We start from the raw sequence: 18,316 nt of genomic DNA on the forward strand, positions 1-18,316 counted from the left end.
GCAGGGTGGTTGTGGCCTATTCTGGGCCCCCGCTGGGCTCGACGCTAGATGCCCCCTTGGGGGAAAGGTGCGAGCGGCCTGGCCGTCGGCGGCGGACTAGGCCGGCTCGATCATCCGTGTCGCCAGGACCGAGTCGCCTTCGGGCTGCAGCTCAAAGCCGCGCGAGCGAAACGTGTGCAGCATTGCGCGGTTGTCGGCCGAGGTTTCGCCGTAGACACGCTTGAGCCCCCAGCGTGACGCGATTTCCAACGCGTAGTCGAGCAGCATGCCGCCCAGGCCGCGCTGTTGCCAGGCATCGGCCACGAGCACGGCGAACTCGGCGCATTCATGATCGGGATCGGCGACCAACCGCGCCACGCCGATCAGCTCGCGCGGTGGCCCGGCGATCTCGACGACGATCGGCAGCTCGCGATCGTAGTCGACATAGCAAAACCGCACGGCCATTTCGTGCGTCGTCTTCCTGAACAGGTAACGAAACCGGTAGTGGATCGACCGTTCGGAACACCGAGCCAACAGATCGTGCCACAGCGGCTCATCCTCGGGCTTGATCGGCCGCAGCACGACCTGCTGCGTGTGATCGATCACGGCCGGCCGCGTCCATTCATCGGGATAGGGGCGAATCGCCAGGTGGGCAAACCGCTTGGGCGGATGTGCGACGGCCGCCCGATCGATCGTGGCCCGGGCATCGAGCGCAATCACCGCATCGGGGGTTGCGAGGAGTGGATTGATGTCGAACTCGCGCAGTTGCGGGCACTCGGCCACCAGCGCCGAGAACCGCAGCAGCGTTTCGAGCAGCTTGTCGACGGCCACCGGGGGCCGCCCACGATAGCCGTTCAGCAGTGGCCAGCCGCGCAGCGACTGGAGCATCCGCCGCGCGAGACGTTCGTTCAGCGGCGGCAGGCCCAGGGCCACGTCGCGCAGCAATTCGGCCGTCACGCCGCCCATGCCGACCAGCACCACGCTGCCGAACACGGGGTCTTGCTTGGCACCGAGGATCAATTCGACGCCGGTCGCCGAGACGACCATCGGCTCGACCGTCACGCCACGAATTTCGGCGTCGGGTCGCATCGAACGGGCACGATCGATCATGCGATCGTAGGCCTGCCCCACGGCTTCGACGTCGGCCAGATCGAGCGCGACGCCGCCGACGTCGGTCTTGTGCTGGATTTGCGGCGACCAGAGCTTGAGCGCCACCGGAAAGCCGACTTGTCGCGCCAGGGCCTGGGCCTCGGCGCGGCTCGTGGCTTCCTGGGCGGCGGCCACGGGGATCTCGTAGAGCGACAGCAAGGCTTTGGCATCGGCCGCCGAAAACGCGTCGAGATTGGCGGCGCAGATCTCCGCGGCTTGCTGGTCGCGCTGGGGCTGCGCGAGGCGGAAGGGCAACGCAATCTCGCGCGGCGTCTCGTGCAGCACGCGCAGGTTGCGCCCGTACGACACGAGATACTGAAACGCACGAATCGCCTGCTCGGGCGTTTCGTAGGTCGGCACGCCGGCGGCAGCCAGCAGCCGCGATCCCTCCGCGGTCCGCGCGCCGCCCATCCACGCGGCCAGCACCGGCTTGTGCTGTCGCTGCGCCACGTCGATCACGGCCTGCGCGGTGGCCGTGACGGCGGTCATCGCCTGCGGCGTGAGAATGACCAGCGCGCCGTCGACCTGCGCGTCGGCCAGCACGCTGGCCAGGGCCTGCGCCAGGCGCTGCGGCGGCGCGTCGCCCAGCAGGTCGATCGGGTTGCGCCGCGACCAATGCTCGGGCAACTGGGCCTCGAGCGCGGCGATCGTGGCCGGATCGAGCCGGGCCAGCTCGCCGCTGCGCTCGAGCAGGGCGTCGGTGGCGATCACGCCCGGGCCCCCGGCGTTGGTCAGGATGGCCAGGCGCGGGCCCGGCAACGGGCGCGGCCGCGCCAACAGCCGAGCGCAGTCGAGCAGGTCGTCGATCTGTTCGACGCGAACGATGCCCGCGCGCTCGAAGGCCGCGGCATAGACCGCGTCGACGCCGGCCAGGGCGCCGGTGTGCGATGCGGCGGCCTGGGCGCTTTCGGCGAAGCGCCCCGCCTTGAAGGCCACGAGCGGCTTCGTACGAGCGAAGGCCCGGGCGGCCGACATGAACTCGCGCGGCGACTCGATCGATTCGATGTAGACGATCAGCGATTGCGTTTGCGGGTCGGCTGCCAGGTAGTCGATCAGGTCGGCAAACCCGACGTCGAGCATGTTGCCGATCGAGAGAAAGTGCGAAAAGCCGATCCCTTCGCGCAGCGCCCAATCGAGCACCGAGGTGCACAGGGCGCCCGATTGCGAGACGAAAGCCACCTGGCCCGGTGCGGCCAGATCGGCCGCAAAGCTCGCATTCAGGCGCAGCCGCGGGACCATGAATCCCAGGCAGTTGGGACCGATCAGGCGAAACTCCTCGGCGCCGGCGAGCACTTGCCGGAGTTCTTCGTCGCGCAGAGCCCCGGCCGCGCCGACCTCGCGAAACCCGGCCGAGAGCACGACCGCCCCCTTGGCGCCCGCGGCGATCGCATCGGCCACGACACCGGCGACCGTCTCGGCCGGCGTGCAAATGATCACCGTCTCGACCGGGTGCGGCAATTTGCTCAGCTCGCGATAGGCTTGTACGCCTTGCACAGCGTCCCGCTGGCTGTTGATCGGATAGACGACTCCTTCGAAGCCGCCTGTTATCAAGTTACGAAATACTGTGTGCCCGACTTTGCCGGGCTGGTTGCTGGCGCCGACGACGGCAATGCGTTGCGGCTGGAGGATTTGTTTGAGCAAGCGAACTGTCACGCGACGAATCCTGGACCGATCGACAGGGAAGCACCTGGCACCACCCGGCGCGCCTCGTAGTGTAGCGGGCGACTGTTCGACTGCCGTGTGAATCTCCAGCTAGACCGCAGATATTCGTCCAATCCGCTCGAAGTTCCGGCAGCCTGAAACATGCAGGTTCGGCTAGAATTTGCCAAACTAATTGCTGCGGCAACCTTGAACACTCAGGCGAGGCCTGGCCATGGCGATCGACGAAGTGTTGTCTGTGCTGACTTCATTGAGTTTTGCCTCGGGCCTGTCGCGGCACACGCTCACGGCATTGGCCGGCGCATCGGTGATTGAACGACTGCCGGCCGGGGCGATTGTGTTTCGTGAAGGGCAGATGTGCCCTGATTTGTATCTGCTGGTCGAAGGACGCGTGTCGTTGCAGATGCATGTGCCAGGCCGCGGGGATGTCGCCATGCTCTCGGTGGGCCGCGGCGAGTTTCTCGGCTGGTCACCCTTGTTGGGCGGCGGTGCCGTGACCGCGACCGCCTTGGTCAGCGAGCCTTGCATGCTCATTCGGATCGCCGCAGCGGAGCTGCACGAACTGTGCCGCGAAGATTCCAAGTTGGGGTACGAGGTGATGACGCAGATTGCCCGGGCGCTGGCGCATCGTTTGTTGGCGACCCGGCTGCAGTTGCTCGACATGTTTGCCGACGGTCGGTCCGCACCATTTGGAGTGCAACCACAATGACGGATGCCGATCGCACCGCGCCGCCGGCGCGGGTGCTCGCCAAACAGGATTTCGACGCGCTGTTGGGCGCGCTGCGCGCTCGTGGTTACGAGGTTCTCGGCCCGACGCTGGCCGAAGGAGCGATCGTCTACGGCCCGCTGAATGCGGCGGCCGATCTGCCGCGCGGCTGGACCGATCGCCAAGAGCCCGGCCGCTATCGGCTCGAACGCCGCGACGACGACGCCTGGTTCGGCTACGTCGTCGGTCCGCACTCGTGGAAGCGCTACCTGTTTCCTCCCCACGTATCGTTGTGCGTCTCGCGACGCACGGCGACGGGTTGGGAAACCGAACTGGCGACGCCGGAGGTGAAGCGGTACGCGTTTGTCGGCGTCAGGGCCTGTGAACTGGCAGCCATTGCGGTGCAAGATCGCGTGTTCCAGGGGTCGGCCTACCAGGACCCCCATTACGTGGCCCGGCGGCGCGAGGCGCTGCTCGTGGCCGTGAATTGCACGCAAGCGGCAGAGACCTGTTTTTGCACCTCGATGGGCACCGGTCCTCGAGCGACGGCCGGTTTCGATCTGGGCTTGACCGAATTGCCCGAGGCCTTCGTGGTCGAGACGGGCAGCCCGCGCGGCGCGGAGGTGTTGGCCGAGCTGCCCACGCGCCCGGCGAGCGATTCGGACCTGAGCACGTCCGCAGCCGCGCGCCAGCAGGCCGTCACGCAGATCACCCGGCGGCTCGATGCGGAGCGCGCGCCGGAGTTGTTGATGTCGAACCTCAACCACCCGCGCTGGCAGCAGGTGGCGGAGCGTTGCTTGTCCTGTGCCAATTGCACGCTGGTGTGCCCGACGTGCTTTTGCAGCGGCGTGAACGAGCTGGGCGACCTGGAAGGCCAGTCGGCCGAACGGGTCCGCACTTGGGACAGTTGTTTTCATCCGCAGCTCAGCTATCTCAACGGCGGCCTGGTGCGCAACGACATCCGTGCGCGGTACCGGCAATGGCTCACGCATAAGCTGGCCACCTGGCACGAGCAGTTCGGCAGCTCGGGTTGCGTCGGCTGCGGGCGGTGCATCACCTGGTGCCCCGTGGGAATCGATTTGACCGAGGAAGTCGCGGCACTGGCGGAGTCGACGCGATGAGCCGGACCATGCAGCCGCCGGTTGCCGAACAGCCTTGGCAGGTGCGGTGGATGGTCTTGCGCGACAAGGCGCCGGAGATCGCCGAGGTCGACACGTATTTCTTGAGCCCCGCCACGGGACACGAGTTGCCGGAATACCGCTTTCTGCCCGGCCAGTTCAATATGCTCTACCTGCCTGGGATCGGCGAAGTTCCGATTTCGGTCAGTGCACATCCGGACGCGCGCGAGTCGCTGGCACATACCGTGCGTGCCGCCGGGAACGTGACGCGGGCGCTGGCGCGCTTGCCGGTGGGCGAGTTCGTCGGATTGCGCGGGCCGTTTGGAACGTGCTGGCCGCTGGAAGAGATCGAGGGCCGAGACGTGTTGTTGGTGGCCGGCGGCCTGGGGCTGGCGCCGTTGCGGCCGGCCATCTATCACTTGCTCGACCACCGCGCGCGGTACGGCCGGATCATGCTGTTGTATGGTGCGCGGACGCCCGCCAACATGCTCTATCCACACGAGTACGACGCCTGGCGCAAAGCCGGGCTGGAGATCGAATTGACCGCCGACCGTAGCGCGCCCGGTTGGCACGGGCACGTCGGCGTCGTGCCGCTGTTGGTCGATCGCTGCCCGCTGGCCGCGCCGGCCGAGACGGCCCTGCTGTTGTGCGGACCCGAGGTGATGATGCGCTACGTCATCCGCGCGGCCCGGGCGCGAGGTTTTCCCGCCGAACACATCTGGCTGTCCCTGGAGCGCAACATGCAATGCGCCGTGGGACTGTGCGGGCATTGCCAGTTGGGCGCCGAATTCATCTGCCGCGACGGACCGGTGTTTTCCTACGACCGCGTGGCGCGGCTGTTGCACGTCGAGGGGCTCTAGACCGATGCCATCTGCACACCGACCGACGTTGGCCGTCTTCAAGTTTGCCTCGTGCGACGGCTGTCAATTGACGCTGTTGGACGCCGAGGACGAGTTGTTGACGCTCGCCGGTCAGGTCGACGTGGCGTATTTTCTCGAAGCCTCGAGCCGCGCGGTGGAGGGCGTCTACGACCTCGCGCTGGTCGAAGGCTCGATCACCACCGCCGCCGATGCGGCGCGCATTCAGGAAGTTCGGCAGCGCAGCCGTTACCTGGTCACGATCGGCGCGTGTGCCACGGCGGGCGGCATCCAGGCCCTGCGCAATTGGGCCAACCATGCCGAATTCTTGAGCGCGGTTTACGCCCGGCCCGATTATCTCGACTCGCTGGCGACGTCGACGCCGATCTCGGACCACGTCGCGGTCGATTACGAGCTGCGCGGCTGCCCGATCAACAAGGTCCAGTTGCTCGAGGTGCTGCGCGCGTTCCTGCATGGCATTCGGCCGCGGCTGCCTGACGAGGCCGTCTGTGGCGACTGCAAGCGGCGCGGTACGGTCTGCATCTGGGTCGCGCGCGGAGTGCCCTGCGTAGGTCCGGTCACGCACGCAGGCTGCGGCGCGATTTGCCCCGCCTACGAGCGCGGCTGCTACGGCTGTTACGGACCGACGGGTCAACCAAACGTCGTGGCGCTGTCCGAGCATCTGGCGGCCAGCGGTGTACGGTTGGCCGAGGTCCAGCGCGCGTTGCGCAACTTCAACGGTTATGCCCCCGAGTTCCGCGAGGCGAGTGAACGACTCGTCGATGGATGACTGAATCATCACCCGACCGCCGTATCCGCATCGCCGCCCTGGCCCGCGTCGAGGGCGAAGGCGGGCTGTACGTCAGCCTGGCAGGCGATCGCGTGGCTGAGATTCGCCTGGAGATTTTCGAGCCGCCGCGATTGTTCGAGTCGCTGCTGGTCGGTCGGTCGATCGATGAAGTGCCGGATATCGTGGCGCGGATTTGCGGCATTTGTCCGGTGGCCTACCAGATGAGCGCGGTCCACGCGCTCGAACGCGCGCTGGAAATCGAGATTCCGCCGGCGATCGAACGTCGTCGTCGATTGCTGTATTGCGGAGAGTGGATCGAGAGCCACGGCCTGCACATCCACCTGCTGCACGCGCCAGATTTCCTCGGCTACGACAACGCCTGGGACATGGCCCCCCTGCACGGCGAGGCGTTGCGCCGCGGCCTGCGGCTGAAGAAACTCGGCAACGATCTGCTAGCGGCCCTCGGCGGCCGGGCCATTCACCCGGTGAACGTGGCGGTGGGTGGCTTCTATCGCGCGCCGCCGGCCGAGCAAATGCGCAACCTGATCCCCGATTTCGAGTGGGGGCTCGCCGCGGCCTGCGAGGCGACGCGGTGGGTGGCCGATTTCGACTTTTCCCGCGGCGATTTGCACGACGACACGCGCGACGAGGCCGTGGCCCTGGTCTCGCCCGTCGAATACCCGATGAACCACGGGCTGATCGGTTCGACGCGCCATCCGGCGATCGACGTGCAAGACTACGAACGCGTGTTCCACGAGGAGCAGGTGCCGCACTCGACGGCCCTGCACGCCCGGCGCACGGCGACGGACGAGTGCTATCTGGTCGGTCCGCTGGCCCGGGCGGCATTGAACCACGAGCGTTGGTCGCCGCTCGTCCAGGCCCTGGCCGCCGAGGTCGGATTCGTACCGGCCGCGATGAACCGGCAGCAGGCCATCGTGGCCCGGGGCCTGGAACTGGTGATCGCCTACGAAACGGCGCTCGAAATCTTGCGCAGCGACGATTGGCGCGGGCCGGCGCGCGTTGGTTGGACGCCCCGGGCCGCAACGGGCTGCGCCGCGACCGAGGCTCCGCGCGGGCTCCTCTATCACCGCTACGAGATCGATGCGGACAATCGCGTAGTCGAGGCCAAGATCGTACCGCCCACTTCGCAAAATCAGGCGCAGATCGAGAGCGACTTACGCCGGCTCGTCGAACGGCTCGCCGGCGAGCCCGACGACGTACTTGCTCGGCGTTGCGAACAACTGGTGCGCAGCTACGATCCGTGCATCAGTTGTTCGACGCACTTCCTCAAGTTCACCTGCGAGCGAACATGACCGCGCTCCCCGCGCAGTTGGTGATCGGCTTGGGCAGCCCGCACGGCGACGATCGCGCCGGCTGGGAAGTGGCCCGCGCGCTCGCCGAGCTGAACCTGCCCGGCTGCGACGTGCGTTTGGCGAATAGCGGTGCCGCGGTACTCGATCTGCTGACCGGTGCCGAGCGGCTGGTGATTTGCGACGCGGTGCGCGGCATGGGGCCGGGTGGCACCGTGGCCCGCTGGAACTGGCCGCTGCCGCAGGCGGCACCGTGGCAGGCGGCCGGAAGTCACGACCTGGGGCTGCGCGAGGCGCTGACCCTGGCCGAACGGTTAGGCACGCTGCCCGGCGAGGTGGTGATCTGGGGTGTCGAGGCCGTGAGCATCGGGCCGGCCGAACGGCTGTCGGAGATCGTTCGCGCGGCGCTGCCCGGCCTCGTGGCACGCATCGAGGCAGAGCTTCGGGAACATCCGTGTCATGCATGAGTATTCGTTGATTCGTGCCTTGATCGGCCAGGTCGATCAGGCGCTGCGCGATCATGCCGGCGACGAGGCGCTTTGCGAAGTGCGCGTCGAGCTGGGGCCCTGGCTGTGCGCCGAGCCGGCGCTGCTGCAGACGGCGTTTCGCGGCCTGGCCGCGGCGCGATGGCCGCAGGCGACCTTGCACATCGAGCAACCGCCGGCCCTGGCCCATTGTCCGGCGTGCCGTTGCGACGTCGAGCTGCCCGGGCTGGCGCACGCGTGCCCGCGGTGCGGCGCGGTCGAGATCGAATTGCGATCGGGCGATCAATTCGTGCTGACCGAGTTGGTGCTCGGGGCCGTGGAGTCGGAAACATGAGCGCAACGCGATTGCAGATCGATCGTCCCGTGCTGGCCGAGGCGCGACAAAGGGCGGCCGAGTTTCGCGACGCGCGCTCGCGGGCCGGCACGCTGGTCGTCAACTTGTTGTCGTCGCCGGGCGCAGGCAAGACCTCGCTGCTCGAGGCCGTCGCGCGCCATTGGCGCGGACGCCACACGCTGGCGGTGCTTGTCGGCGACCTGGCCACCGACCGCGATGCCGAGCGGCTCGCGCCGCTGGTGCCGGCGCTGCAGCTGACCACCGGCGGGGCGTGTCATCTGGAGATGTCGCTGGTCGAGCGCGGTTGGAGCGCGCTGGCGGCGACGACCCTCGATTTTCTATTCATCGAGAATGTCGGCAATCTCGTCTGCCCGGCCTCGTTCGACCTGGGCGAGCACGTCCGCATCGTGGTGACGAGCACGCCGGAGGGGGACGACAAGCCCGCCAAGTATCCGAAGGTGTTTCGCACGAGCCAGGTGCTGGTGATCAACAAGATCGATCTGCTGCCGTATGTGCCCTATTCGTTCGACGCCGCGACGCGCGATGCCCGGAGCGTCCAGCCGCAGTTGGACGTGTTGACGACGGCGGCCCGCAGCGGCGAGGGAATTGCCGAATTGTGCGCCTACCTGGAACAGCGTCGTCAGCGCATGCTGGCGGAACAGCGCCTGCTGACCGCGCAAGCCCGCGAACCCGTTGCCGTACCGGACGACATGGCCCCTGGCGTGGAATAGCCGTGATCGAGTGCGACCTGCAACCGCGATTGCCCGTTGAAGCCGGCTCGACGTGCAATCTGCCGGCGGCCGCGGTGCGCCTCGTTCTGCGCGGTTGCGTACAGGGCGTCGGGCTGCGGCCCTGGCTGGTGCGACTCGCGCGCGAGCACGGGCTCGCGGGTCGGGTGTTCAATAGCCCCCTGGGCGCCGTGGCCGAAGTCTGCGGGTCGGACGCAGCCGTGCGGGACTTTGCCTGTCGCGTGCGCGCGTTGCGAGAAGGCTGGCCGGGCTTGGCGTCGGTCGAATGCTCGGCGCTCGAACCGTGGGTCGATCGTTCGCTCGTGATTCTGGCCAGCGACGGTGCGACGGCGCCGCAAACGGCGATCCCGCTCGATCGCGCGACGTGTGCGACGTGCCTGCGCGAGATAACCGAGCAATCGGCGCGCCGCGCGGGCGATCCGTTCGTAAGCTGTGTCGATTGCGGACCGCGCTACTCGGTGCTTGCCGCCCTGCCCTACGAACGGTCGCGCACCAGCTTGCAGTCGTTCGTGCTGTGCGAATCTTGCCGGCGCGAATACCTGTCGATCGACGACCGGCGGTTTCATGCCGAAACGATCGGCTGCCCGCGGTGTGGCCCACGGCTCGTGTGTCGTCGCGCCGGCAAGTCGGCCGTGCTGCACACAAGCGCCCAGGCGATCGCCGCCGCCGCCGCCGCGTTGGTCCAGGGTCAAATCGTCGCCCTCTTGGGCCTGGGCGGCTATCAATTGCTGGTCGACGCGTGTCGTGCCGATTCGGTCGAGCGGCTGCGCAAGCTCAAGCGCCGCCCGGCGAAGCCGCTGGCGGTGATGTTTGCCGATGTGGCGGCCGCCGAACGGTGCGTGCAACTCGACGACGCCGAGCGCAGGGTGCTGACGAGCGGCGCCAATCCGATCGTGGTTGTCCGGCAACGCCCGCTGGCCCCGATTGCCGCCGCGGTCACGCAAGGCTTGCCGACCTTGGGCATCTTTTTGCCAACCACGGCGCTGCACCGGCTGCTACTAGCGGCCGTCGACAGGCCACTCGTCGTGACCAGCGGCAACCGCGAAGGTGACCCGATCGTTTTTCACCCTGCGCAAGCGCCGGCGGAAATCGATCCGCTGGCCGACCTGGTGCTCGAACACGATCGCCCAATCTTGCGGCCGATCGACGACAGCGTCGTGCAAGTGATCGCCGGACGGCAGATGGTCCTACGGGCCGGCCGGGGGTTGGCGCCTGTCAGCCTCGAACTGCCCGAGGGGCCGGCGCTGTTGGCGGTGGGCGGTCAACAAAAGGTTGCCGTGGCCCTGGCCGGTTCGCGGCAGGCGTACCTGGGCCCGCACCTGGGCGACCTGGACACACCGTCCATGCGGCAGCGTTTCGCCGAGCAAGTCGTGGCGCTGGAGCAATTGGCCGGCGTCGCGCCGGCGGCCATCGTTCACGATTTGCACCCCGACTATTTCTCGACGCGCTGGGCGGCACAGCAGCCGGCGCCGACGATCGCCGTGCAGCACCATCATGCCCACGTCGCGGCGGCGCTGGCCGACCTGAATCGTGGCGCCGACGAGGTGGCAGGCGCCGTCTGGGACGGTACCGGCTGGGGCACCGACGGCACGGTCTGGGGTGGAGAATTGCTCTGCGCGCGATGCGACGGGTTCCGACGCGTGGCGAGCGTGCGGCTGTTTCCCCTGTGGGGCGGCGAGCTTGCCGTGCGCCAGCCCTGGCGGGTCGCGGCGGCCCTGTTGGCCGACGCCTTGGGACCTGCGGCCGCGCAGGCCTGGCCCTTTTCGCCGGCCGCGCGCGACGGGGTGCAAGCATTGCTGCGGATGTCGTCGCGAACGCGCGATCGCCTCTTGTCGAGCAGTGTCGGTCGGTTGTTCGACGCCGTCGCTTGTCTCGTGTTGGGACACGAGACGAGTGCCTACGAAGGCGAAGCGGCCGTACGCCTCGAAGCAGCGGCGGCCGGCAGCGGGCAACGGGGCGCCGGGCCCTACTCCTGGGCCTGGGAAGCCGACGGCGAGCTGGTCCGTTGGGACTGGCGGCCGCTCGTCCACGAGATCGTCAGCGAGGTGCAGCGCGGTGTGGCGCCCGGCCAGGTCGCCATGCGGTTTCATCGCACGTTGGCCGAGATGCTGCTCACCGCGGTCGAACATTGCTCCGGTTTGCCCCTGGTGCTCTCCGGCGGCGTGTTTCAGAATCGCTTGTTGGTCGAACTGATCATCGAGCGGGCCGCCGAGTCCGGCGTCGAGGTCACCTGGCCCTGCCGCACGCCGATCAACGATGGTGGTCTGGCGCTGGGGCAATTGGCTGTGGCCCGCGCGCAGACGTGCGGCGCGGCGGCGATGCAACGGGAAAGGGGTTGAGCATGTGCCTGGGCGTTCCGGGGCGCGTGGTGCGGTGGATCGATCGCGACCCGATCTTGGGCCGCGCGGAAATCGAATTCGAGGGCATTTGCCGCGAATGCCACATGGCGTGCGTGCCCGACGCCGAGGTCGACGACTATGTCATCGTGCATGCCGGCGTGGCGATCAGCCGGATGGACGAAACCGCGGCGCGCCAGGCCCAGGCCGATTGGCAGGCATGGCGCGACAGCAGCCCGGCGGCGGACGACGCACAGGCGTCTTGATGTGATCTCGCCATGAAATATGCCGACGAATTCCGGGATCGCCAGGCCGTCGCAGCGCGTCTGGCTACGCTGGGCGAGGCCGCCACGCGCCGGTGGACGATCATGGAGGTTTGCGGCGGCCAGACGCACAACTTGCTGCGCTACGGGCTGCCCCAGGCCATCGACGCGCAGGTCGAATTGATCCACGGGCCCGGCTGCCCGGTGTGCGTGACGGCGGCGGCCACGATCGATCGTGCGATCAGCCTGGCACAAACGCCCGGCTGCTTGGTGGCGAGCTTTGGTGACATGCTGCGCGTGCCGGGCAGTTCGCTCAGCCTGCAGCAGGCCCGCGCGCGCGGCGCGGCGGTGCAATTGGTCTACTCGCCACTCGATGCGGTGGCGCTGGCGCAGCGCGAACCGGCCCGACAGGTCGTCTTCCTGGCCGTGGGTTTCGAAACGACCGCGCCGGCCACGGCGCTGGCGGTGCTGCAAGCCGCGCGCTGGGGTCTGACCAATTTTTCGCTGTTGGTCGCACACGTGCGCGTCTTACCGGCCATGGAATTGATCGCCGGCGACGCCGCCTGCCGGATCGACGGGTTTCTCGCCGCCGGGCACGTCTGCACGGTGACGGGCGCGAACGTCTACGAGGATTTCGTCAGCCGTCACCGGTTGCCGGTGGCCGTGACCGGGTTCGAGCCGGTGGACCTGCTCGACGGCTTGCTCGCCTGCGTGCGCCTGCTCGAGGCCCGACGTCCGGCGGTCGCCAATGCCTACGTCCGGGCCGTTTCGTCCGAGGGCAATCGCCACGCGCAGGCGATCGTCGAACAGGTCTTCGAGCCATGTGACCGCACCTGGCGTGGGCTCGGCACGGTTCCCGGCGGTGGCCTGCAATTGCGCTCGGCGTGGTCCGAGTTTTGTGCCGAGCGGCGGTTCGGTGCGGCCGACGGCGAGGCCGCCGACGGCGATTCGCGTTGCCCAAGTGCCCGCGTGCTTACGGGCCAGATGCGGCCGACGCAGTGTCCTTATTTCGGCCGTGAGTGCACGCCGCTGGCGCCGCTGGGAGCTCCGATGGTCTCTGACGAGGGCGCCTGTTCGGCGTACTATCGTTATGGACGCGTTTATGCCTGAAGCCCCGGCCATGCCTGCGCCGAACTGTCCATTGCCGTTGTTTGCCGACGGGCCGCGGATCTCGCTGGCCCACGGCGAAGGTGCGCGCCTGACGCGGCAGTTGATCGCCGAGATCGTGCGGCCGCTGGCGAACCCGGCCTTGCAACCGCTCGGCGATGCCGCGTCGCTCGCCAGCAACACCACGCAACTGAGCTTCACGACCGACAGCTTCGTCGTCGCGCCGCGGTTCTTTCCCGGCGGTGACATCGGCACCTTGAGCGTGATCGGTACGGTGAACGACCTGGCCGTGGCGGGCGCCCGCCCGCGCTGGCTGAGCCTGGGACTGATCGTCGAAGAGGGACTCTTGCTCGCCGAGCTGCACGAGATCGTCGGGCTGATCGGCGCGGCGGCGAACGCGGCGGGCGTTGCGATCGTCACCGGTGATACGAAAGTCGTCGAGCGCGGCGCGGTCGATGGACTGTTCATCAACACGGCCGGCGTCGGCGAAACCGTGTTGCCTGCGCCGCCGGGTGCGCAGCACTTGATGGCCGGCGACGTGCTACTGGTCAGCGGGCCTATCGGCAGTCACGGCATCGCCGTGCTGGTGGCCCGCGAGCAATTGGGACTCGAGCCGGCGCCGCACAGCGATTGTGCTTCGCTGCTGCCGGCGGTCGCTGCGCTGCGAGCGTCGGGCATCGTACCGCGCGCGATGCGCGACGCGACGCGCGGCGGCGTGGCCGCGGTGCTGCACGAATGGGCCGCGGCCAGCGGGCAGACCTTGGCCATCGACGAGAACCAGGTACCGGTCAATGCCCAGGTCCGCGGCGCGGCCGAATTGCTGGGTCTCGATCCCTTGCAGATCGCTTGCGAAGGCGCCATGGTCGTGGCCGTTGCTCCGGGCGATGCGGCGCGGGCCCTCGCGGCGCTGCGCGCGACCGACGTGGCCGCGGGCGCGGCCCTGGTCGGCGAGGTTCGACCGCGCGGTCCCGTCCCGGTGGTGATCCGCCGGGCCACGGGCATGGAACTGGCGCTCGACGAACCGTGGGGCGCCCCTCTGCCCCGCATTTGTTGATCCTGCACTGGGGAATGTTACGCATGCTGCCATTGGCCGCGATCTTCACCGCAGCCGCTCGGGCGCTCGGCGTCCACGAGAACATCGTGGCGACGCTGGCCGTGGCGCTGGCGGCGCTCGTGACGGGTGCGACGTTGCGGCTAGGACGCGCGCTGGTCTATGGCACCGACGACAAGGCGCGCAAGCGGCTCTCGAGCCTGGCCAGTTGGTCGGTGTTGTTCATGATCCTGGCGACGGTCGTGCTGCTGGGCCGGTACGCGGTCGTGGTGCTCCTGGGCGCGGCCAGCCTGATGGGGCTTTACGAGTACCATCGCCTGGTGGCCGATCGCGTCGACCGGCGGCTGTGGTGGATGGCCATTGCCACGGTGCCGATCCATTACGCGATCGTCGCCGAGGGGACGCTGGCCCAGTTCTGGACACTGATCCCGATCGGCGTGCTGGTCGCGCTCTTGGTGCGGCTGGTGCTCGCCGAGCAGACGCAGAATTTTCTCGAGAGCGTGGGCACGGTCTACCTGGGATTGATGATCCTGGTTGTCCTGCTGTCGCACGCGGCGCTCGTCGTCACGCTGCCGCTGGTGCGGGAAGATCAGGGCGCCGGCCCGCTGGGGATGTTTCTCTACCTGGTGCTGTTGACCGAATCGAACGACATTGCCCAGGCACTGTGGGGGCGCCGGTTCGGTCACCGCAAGATCATGCCGCACGTGTCGCCGAACAAGACCTGGGAAGGGTTTCTCCTGGGTGCCGCGACCACCACATTCCTGGCCATCGCGCTGGCCGACGTACTGACGCCGCTGGGCCATGCGGTGTTGGTGGCCGGCGACGCCTATCTGGCGGTGCCCTATCTGCCCGCGGCGGTGGCCGGGCTGTTGATCGCTTGCGGAGGCTTCCTGGGCGACGTGACGATTTCGTCGATCAAGCGCGAGGTGGGCGTGAAAGACAGCGGCACCCTGCTGCCCGGCCAGGGAGGCATCCTCGACCGCATCGACAGCCTGACGTTTACCGGTCCGTTGTTCTTCTATTATGTCGAGCTGCTGCTCACGGAGCGCAGCCCATGATCGATGCGCAGCGGCGCTGGTGGACGGTGCCCAACGTGCTTTCGGCCATCCGCCTGGCGGGCGCGCCGGTCGTGGTCGGGCTGGCGCTGGCGGGCGGAGGGCCGTATTTATTGCCGCTGATCGTCGTGCTGCTGGTGACCGATTGGATCGACGGCAAGCTGGCGATCGCGCTGCGCCAGCAAACCGCGCTGGGCGCCCGGCTCGACAGCCTGGCCGACGTCACGTTTTACGCGTCGGTGCTGTTTGCGCTGGTCTATCTGCAGACCGACCTGGTGCTGGGCGAGGCGGCGTGGATCGTGCCGGCGGCCATCGGCTATGCGGTCAGTTGCGTGGCCGGGCTGGTAAAGTTCGGGCGGATTCCCACCTATCACACGCGCGGCGCGAAAATTGGCTGGCTGCTCGCGAGCCTGGCGATTCTGCTGGTGTTTGCGGCCGGCGCTGCATGGCCGCTGCGCGTCGCCGGAGTTTGGACCTTGCTGGTCAATCTCGAGGCCCTGGCCATCACGCTCGTGCTGCCCGAGGCGGCCGTCGACGTGCCGAGCGTGTTGCAGGCCCTGGCCCGGCGCCAGGCCCGATCGCAGGACGAATTTGCGGAGACGCGCGGCCGATGTTGACCTTGCTGCATATCTCAGACTTGCACTTTGGAACGCCGTACCTGCCCCACGTCGGCGAGGCGCTTCTGCGCATCGCGCCGAAGCTGGCGGCCGACGTGATCGTCGTCAGCGGCGACCTCACGCAACGGGCCACGGCCGAGCAGTTTCAAGCGGCCCGCGAGTTTCTCGAGCAGTTGCCCCCTGTGCCGCGGATCGTGGTGCCGGGCAACCACGACGTACCGCTGTACCGCGTGACCGAGCGGTTGTTCAAGCCGCACGCCTTGTACCAGCAATACATCCAGGCCGAGCTGGAAAGCGTGCATCGGTTCGATGGGGCGATTGTCGTGGCGCTCGATTCGACCGCGCCGCGCGAGGCGATCTCCAACGGGCGGATCGGCCGCCGCCGCCTGGACTTCTGCGAACAGGCCCTGGCCGGCGTGCCGGAAGACGTGGTCAAGATCGTCGTCGCCCATCACCATTTCATGCCGGCGCCCGATTTCGTCCACGATCAGACGATGCCCCACGCACGGCGCGCCATCAACAAGTTCGTCGAGCTGGGGGTTGAGCTGGTGTTGGGTGGACACCTGCACCGGGCCTATATCGGCAATTCGCTCGACACCTATCCCGGCACCCATCGCGAGCGCGGCTTGATCGTTGTGCAATGTGGCACCACGACCTCGCGCCGCGGCCGCGGCCGCGAACGCGAAAAAAACTCGTTCAACTTGATCAAGATCGGCGACGAGATGCTGCGGGTGACCCACTACATGTACTTCGATGCGCTGGGAGAATTCGCACCGGTCAGCCGGCACATCTTTCCCCGCCCGGGCAGGCGCTTTGTCGAAGGGGCGCTGCACCACGCGGATTAGCGGTGTCTGCACGCGAGTTCAGCGCTGAAGACCGCCGGCCGCGCGCGCCGACCGGCGGGCGGCGCCGGCGATGATCTGTTGCTCGATGTCGAGGCCCACGCGGCGGCTCCAGGCGTCGAGCAGCGCCTGGGCGACGGGGCCGCGCTGGCCGCCGGCGATCGAGAGGCCGTTGATCCGCGTCACTGGCAACAGGCAATAGGGCGTGCTGGTCAAGAACGCTTCGTCGGCGTTGATCGCCGAGAACACCTGCAGGTCGCGCTCGACGAAGGGGATGCCCAGTTCGGCAGCCAGCTCGCGCACCGTCGCGCGGCTGATCCCGGGCAGGATGTTGCGCTCGGGCGGCGAGACGATCGTGCCACGCTCGACGAGGAGAAAATTCGCGCCGCTCGTTTCGGTCAGGTTGCCGTCGAGGTCGAGCAGCAGCGCCAGCGCGTCGGGATCGACCAGCCGGGCCTCTTGATCGGCCAGGTAGTAGTGCATCCGGCTGCGGTACTTCATTTTCGGGTCGTAGCATTGCGGCGGCACGTGCCGGATCGCCGGCGTGACCAGGTGCACGCCGTGCTGCATCCGTCGGGCCGAAAGCTCCCACGGCAGCGCAAAGGTGTGCATGCACACGGTCGGCGCACCGCGAGCCGCGCCGGCCACGGCATATGTGGCATACTCCCCGGCCGTGACGAACTGGATCAGTCCCAGGTCGTCGTCCGCGTCGACGCCGGCCAGGTTGTGGGCCAGCAATTCCTCGGCCGTCTGGGTCACTTGCTCGGGCGAAAGGCCGATGTCGAACCGCACATAGCGCAGCGAACGGAACAGCCGGGCGACGTGATCTTCGAGGCGGAACGGCTGGTGCCCGAAGGTCCGCGTCATTTCGGTAACGGTCGCCCCCAGCACGACGCCGGAATCGTAAATCGCCAGGTGCGCCTGCGATGCCGGTATCATCCGGCCGTTGAGAAAGACCAACATTTCGGGCGCGGCAGACATCCTGGCGAGTATAGTGTGCCGCCGGCGCGGAGGCACCTTGGCCGCAGGTTCGTGACGGCGGCCGATCTGTTATGATTTCCCCTCCGCAGACCCTGGAGAGATCAGCAATGCGCGCGAGCGTGGTGAAGGCGAAGTTGGCCCGTAACGAGCCGGTGTTGGCGACGTGTTTGCACCTGTCGGATCCGTCGGTTTACGAGATGGCGAGCCTGATGGGGTTCGATTGCCTCTGGCTCGACTTGGAGCATCACAGCCACACGGTCGACATGGCCGGCCAACTGATGCGCGCGGCCCGCGTCGGCGCGGCCGACGTCATGGCCCGCCCCGGCAAGGGCGAGTTCATGCGGATGTGCCGGCTGTTGGAGCTGGGCGCGCAGGGCATTCTCTATCCGCGCTGCGAGACGGCGGCCGAGGCGGCCGAAGTGGTCCGCTGGTGCAAGTTCGGCCCGCTGGGGACGCGCGGCATCGACGGCGCGAGCCCCGACAACTACTGTGCGCTGCCGATTGCCGAATACATCCGCGCGGCCAACGCGCAGACCTTCGTTGCGATCCAGATCGAAGACCCGATCGCCGTCGAGAACGTCGAGGCGATTGCCCGGGTGCCGGGCGTCGACGTGCTGTTCATCGGGACGGCCGACCTGTCGATCCTCAGCGGCATCCCGGGCGAGTTCGAGCATCCGCGGTTGTGGGAACAGATCGAGCGCGTCGCCGCCGCGGCCAAGTCGGCCGGCATCCACTGGGGAACGCCCAGCTTCTCGCTGGAACACGCCCAGCGGCTCATGAAGTTGGGAGCTCGGTTCATTGCCCACGGCTGCGACATCGTGCTGGTGCAGCAGGCCCTGCGGAAGATTCAAAACGACTTCGGACCGTTGGGCTTCCAGTTCGACAACCGGTTGTTCAGGAAATAGCTCCCGGCCGGCGGGCCATCGAC

General features: G+C 67.9%; 18 protein-coding genes. 16 read left to right on the forward strand and 2 right to left on the reverse strand.

Annotated elements, in window-relative coordinates:
- Positions 1 to 96 precede the first annotated feature (96 nt).
- A complete protein-coding gene (locus tag K1X74_16755; protein MBX7167987.1) occupies positions 97 to 2,781 on the reverse strand; it encodes a GNAT family N-acetyltransferase in 2,685 nt (894 codons plus the stop codon).
- Between the two features lie 220 nt (positions 2,782 to 3,001).
- Between K1X74_16755 and K1X74_16760 the strand changes: the two genes are divergently transcribed.
- Genes K1X74_16760 through K1X74_16830 form a run of 15 tightly spaced genes read left to right on the forward strand, consistent with a single transcriptional unit; the run spans position 3,002 to position 16,410 of the window.
- Entirely contained in the window at positions 3,002 to 3,496 is a 495-nt protein-coding gene (locus tag K1X74_16760; protein MBX7167988.1) for a cyclic nucleotide-binding domain-containing protein, read from the forward strand.
- Positions 3,493 to 4,614, forward strand: coding sequence for a 4Fe-4S dicluster domain-containing protein (locus tag K1X74_16765; GenBank protein ID MBX7167989.1), 1,122 nt, complete (start codon positions 3,493 to 3,495; stop codon positions 4,612 to 4,614). The genes K1X74_16760 and K1X74_16765 overlap by 4 nt, the downstream gene beginning before the upstream one ends.
- Positions 4,611 to 5,471, forward strand: a complete 861-nt coding sequence (locus tag K1X74_16770) for an FAD/NAD(P)-binding protein (protein ID MBX7167990.1) — start codon at positions 4,611 to 4,613, stop codon at positions 5,469 to 5,471. The genes K1X74_16765 and K1X74_16770 overlap by 4 nt, the downstream gene beginning before the upstream one ends.
- A gap of 4 nt (positions 5,472 to 5,475) precedes the next feature.
- On the forward strand, positions 5,476 to 6,258 hold the full coding sequence (locus K1X74_16775; protein ID MBX7167991.1) for an oxidoreductase: 783 nt from the start codon (positions 5,476 to 5,478) through the stop codon (positions 6,256 to 6,258).
- Positions 6,255 to 7,571, forward strand: a complete 1,317-nt coding sequence (locus K1X74_16780) for a Ni/Fe hydrogenase subunit alpha (protein MBX7167992.1) — start codon at positions 6,255 to 6,257, stop codon at positions 7,569 to 7,571. The genes K1X74_16775 and K1X74_16780 overlap by 4 nt, the downstream gene beginning before the upstream one ends.
- Positions 7,568 to 8,035, forward strand: coding sequence for a hydrogenase maturation protease (locus tag K1X74_16785; protein MBX7167993.1), 468 nt, complete (start codon positions 7,568 to 7,570; stop codon positions 8,033 to 8,035). Before K1X74_16780 ends, K1X74_16785 begins: the two co-directional genes overlap by 4 nt.
- A complete protein-coding gene (locus K1X74_16790; GenBank protein MBX7167994.1) occupies positions 8,028 to 8,387 on the forward strand; it encodes a hydrogenase maturation nickel metallochaperone HypA in 360 nt (119 codons plus the stop codon). Before K1X74_16785 ends, K1X74_16790 begins: the two co-directional genes overlap by 8 nt.
- Positions 8,384 to 9,118 (forward strand): hydrogenase nickel incorporation protein HypB, encoded by a 735-nt coding sequence (gene hypB, locus K1X74_16795; protein ID MBX7167995.1) that lies wholly within the window; start codon positions 8,384 to 8,386, stop codon positions 9,116 to 9,118. The genes K1X74_16790 and hypB overlap by 4 nt, the downstream gene beginning before the upstream one ends.
- A 2-nt stretch (positions 9,119 to 9,120) precedes the next feature.
- On the forward strand, positions 9,121 to 11,475 hold the full coding sequence (hypF, locus tag K1X74_16800) for a carbamoyltransferase HypF (GenBank protein ID MBX7167996.1): 2,355 nt from the start codon (positions 9,121 to 9,123) through the stop codon (positions 11,473 to 11,475).
- A 2-nt stretch (positions 11,476 to 11,477) separates the two neighbouring features.
- Positions 11,478 to 11,738, forward strand: a complete 261-nt coding sequence (locus K1X74_16805; protein ID MBX7167997.1) for a HypC/HybG/HupF family hydrogenase formation chaperone — start codon at positions 11,478 to 11,480, stop codon at positions 11,736 to 11,738.
- A 12-nt stretch (positions 11,739 to 11,750) separates the two neighbouring features.
- Positions 11,751 to 12,845, forward strand: a complete 1,095-nt coding sequence (hypD, locus tag K1X74_16810; protein MBX7167998.1) for a hydrogenase formation protein HypD — start codon at positions 11,751 to 11,753, stop codon at positions 12,843 to 12,845.
- A 10-nt stretch (positions 12,846 to 12,855) separates the two neighbouring features.
- Positions 12,856 to 13,896 carry a hydrogenase expression/formation protein HypE gene (gene hypE, locus K1X74_16815; GenBank protein MBX7167999.1) on the forward strand — a complete coding sequence of 347 codons (1,041 nt, stop codon included), beginning with the start codon at positions 12,856 to 12,858 and terminating at the stop codon, positions 13,894 to 13,896.
- Positions 13,897 to 13,919: 23 nt separating this feature from the next.
- Positions 13,920 to 14,951 carry a phosphatidate cytidylyltransferase gene (locus tag K1X74_16820; GenBank protein ID MBX7168000.1) on the forward strand — a complete coding sequence of 344 codons (1,032 nt, stop codon included), beginning with the start codon at positions 13,920 to 13,922 and terminating at the stop codon, positions 14,949 to 14,951.
- The gene (locus K1X74_16825) at positions 14,948 to 15,565 is read left to right on the forward strand and encodes a CDP-alcohol phosphatidyltransferase family protein (GenBank protein MBX7168001.1); all 618 of its coding nucleotides are present in this window, start codon (positions 14,948 to 14,950) and stop codon (positions 15,563 to 15,565) included. The genes K1X74_16820 and K1X74_16825 overlap by 4 nt, the downstream gene beginning before the upstream one ends.
- Entirely contained in the window at positions 15,562 to 16,410 is an 849-nt protein-coding gene (locus K1X74_16830; protein ID MBX7168002.1) for a metallophosphoesterase, read from the forward strand. Before K1X74_16825 ends, K1X74_16830 begins: the two co-directional genes overlap by 4 nt.
- An 18-nt stretch (positions 16,411 to 16,428) precedes the next feature.
- On the opposite strand, the gene K1X74_16835 is transcribed toward K1X74_16830, so the two are convergent.
- On the reverse strand, positions 16,429 to 17,388 hold the full coding sequence (locus K1X74_16835) for an aminotransferase class IV (protein MBX7168003.1): 960 nt from the start codon (positions 17,386 to 17,388) through the stop codon (positions 16,429 to 16,431).
- A gap of 107 nt (positions 17,389 to 17,495) precedes the next feature.
- Between K1X74_16835 and K1X74_16840 the strand changes: the two genes are divergently transcribed.
- A complete protein-coding gene (locus K1X74_16840) occupies positions 17,496 to 18,293 on the forward strand; it encodes an aldolase (protein ID MBX7168004.1) in 798 nt (265 codons plus the stop codon).
- The last annotated feature ends 23 nt before the right edge of the window (positions 18,294 to 18,316 follow it).

The organism is Pirellulales bacterium (genome assembly GCA_019694435.1).
GTDB lineage: Bacteria > Planctomycetota > Planctomycetia > Pirellulales > JAEUIK01 > JAIBBZ01.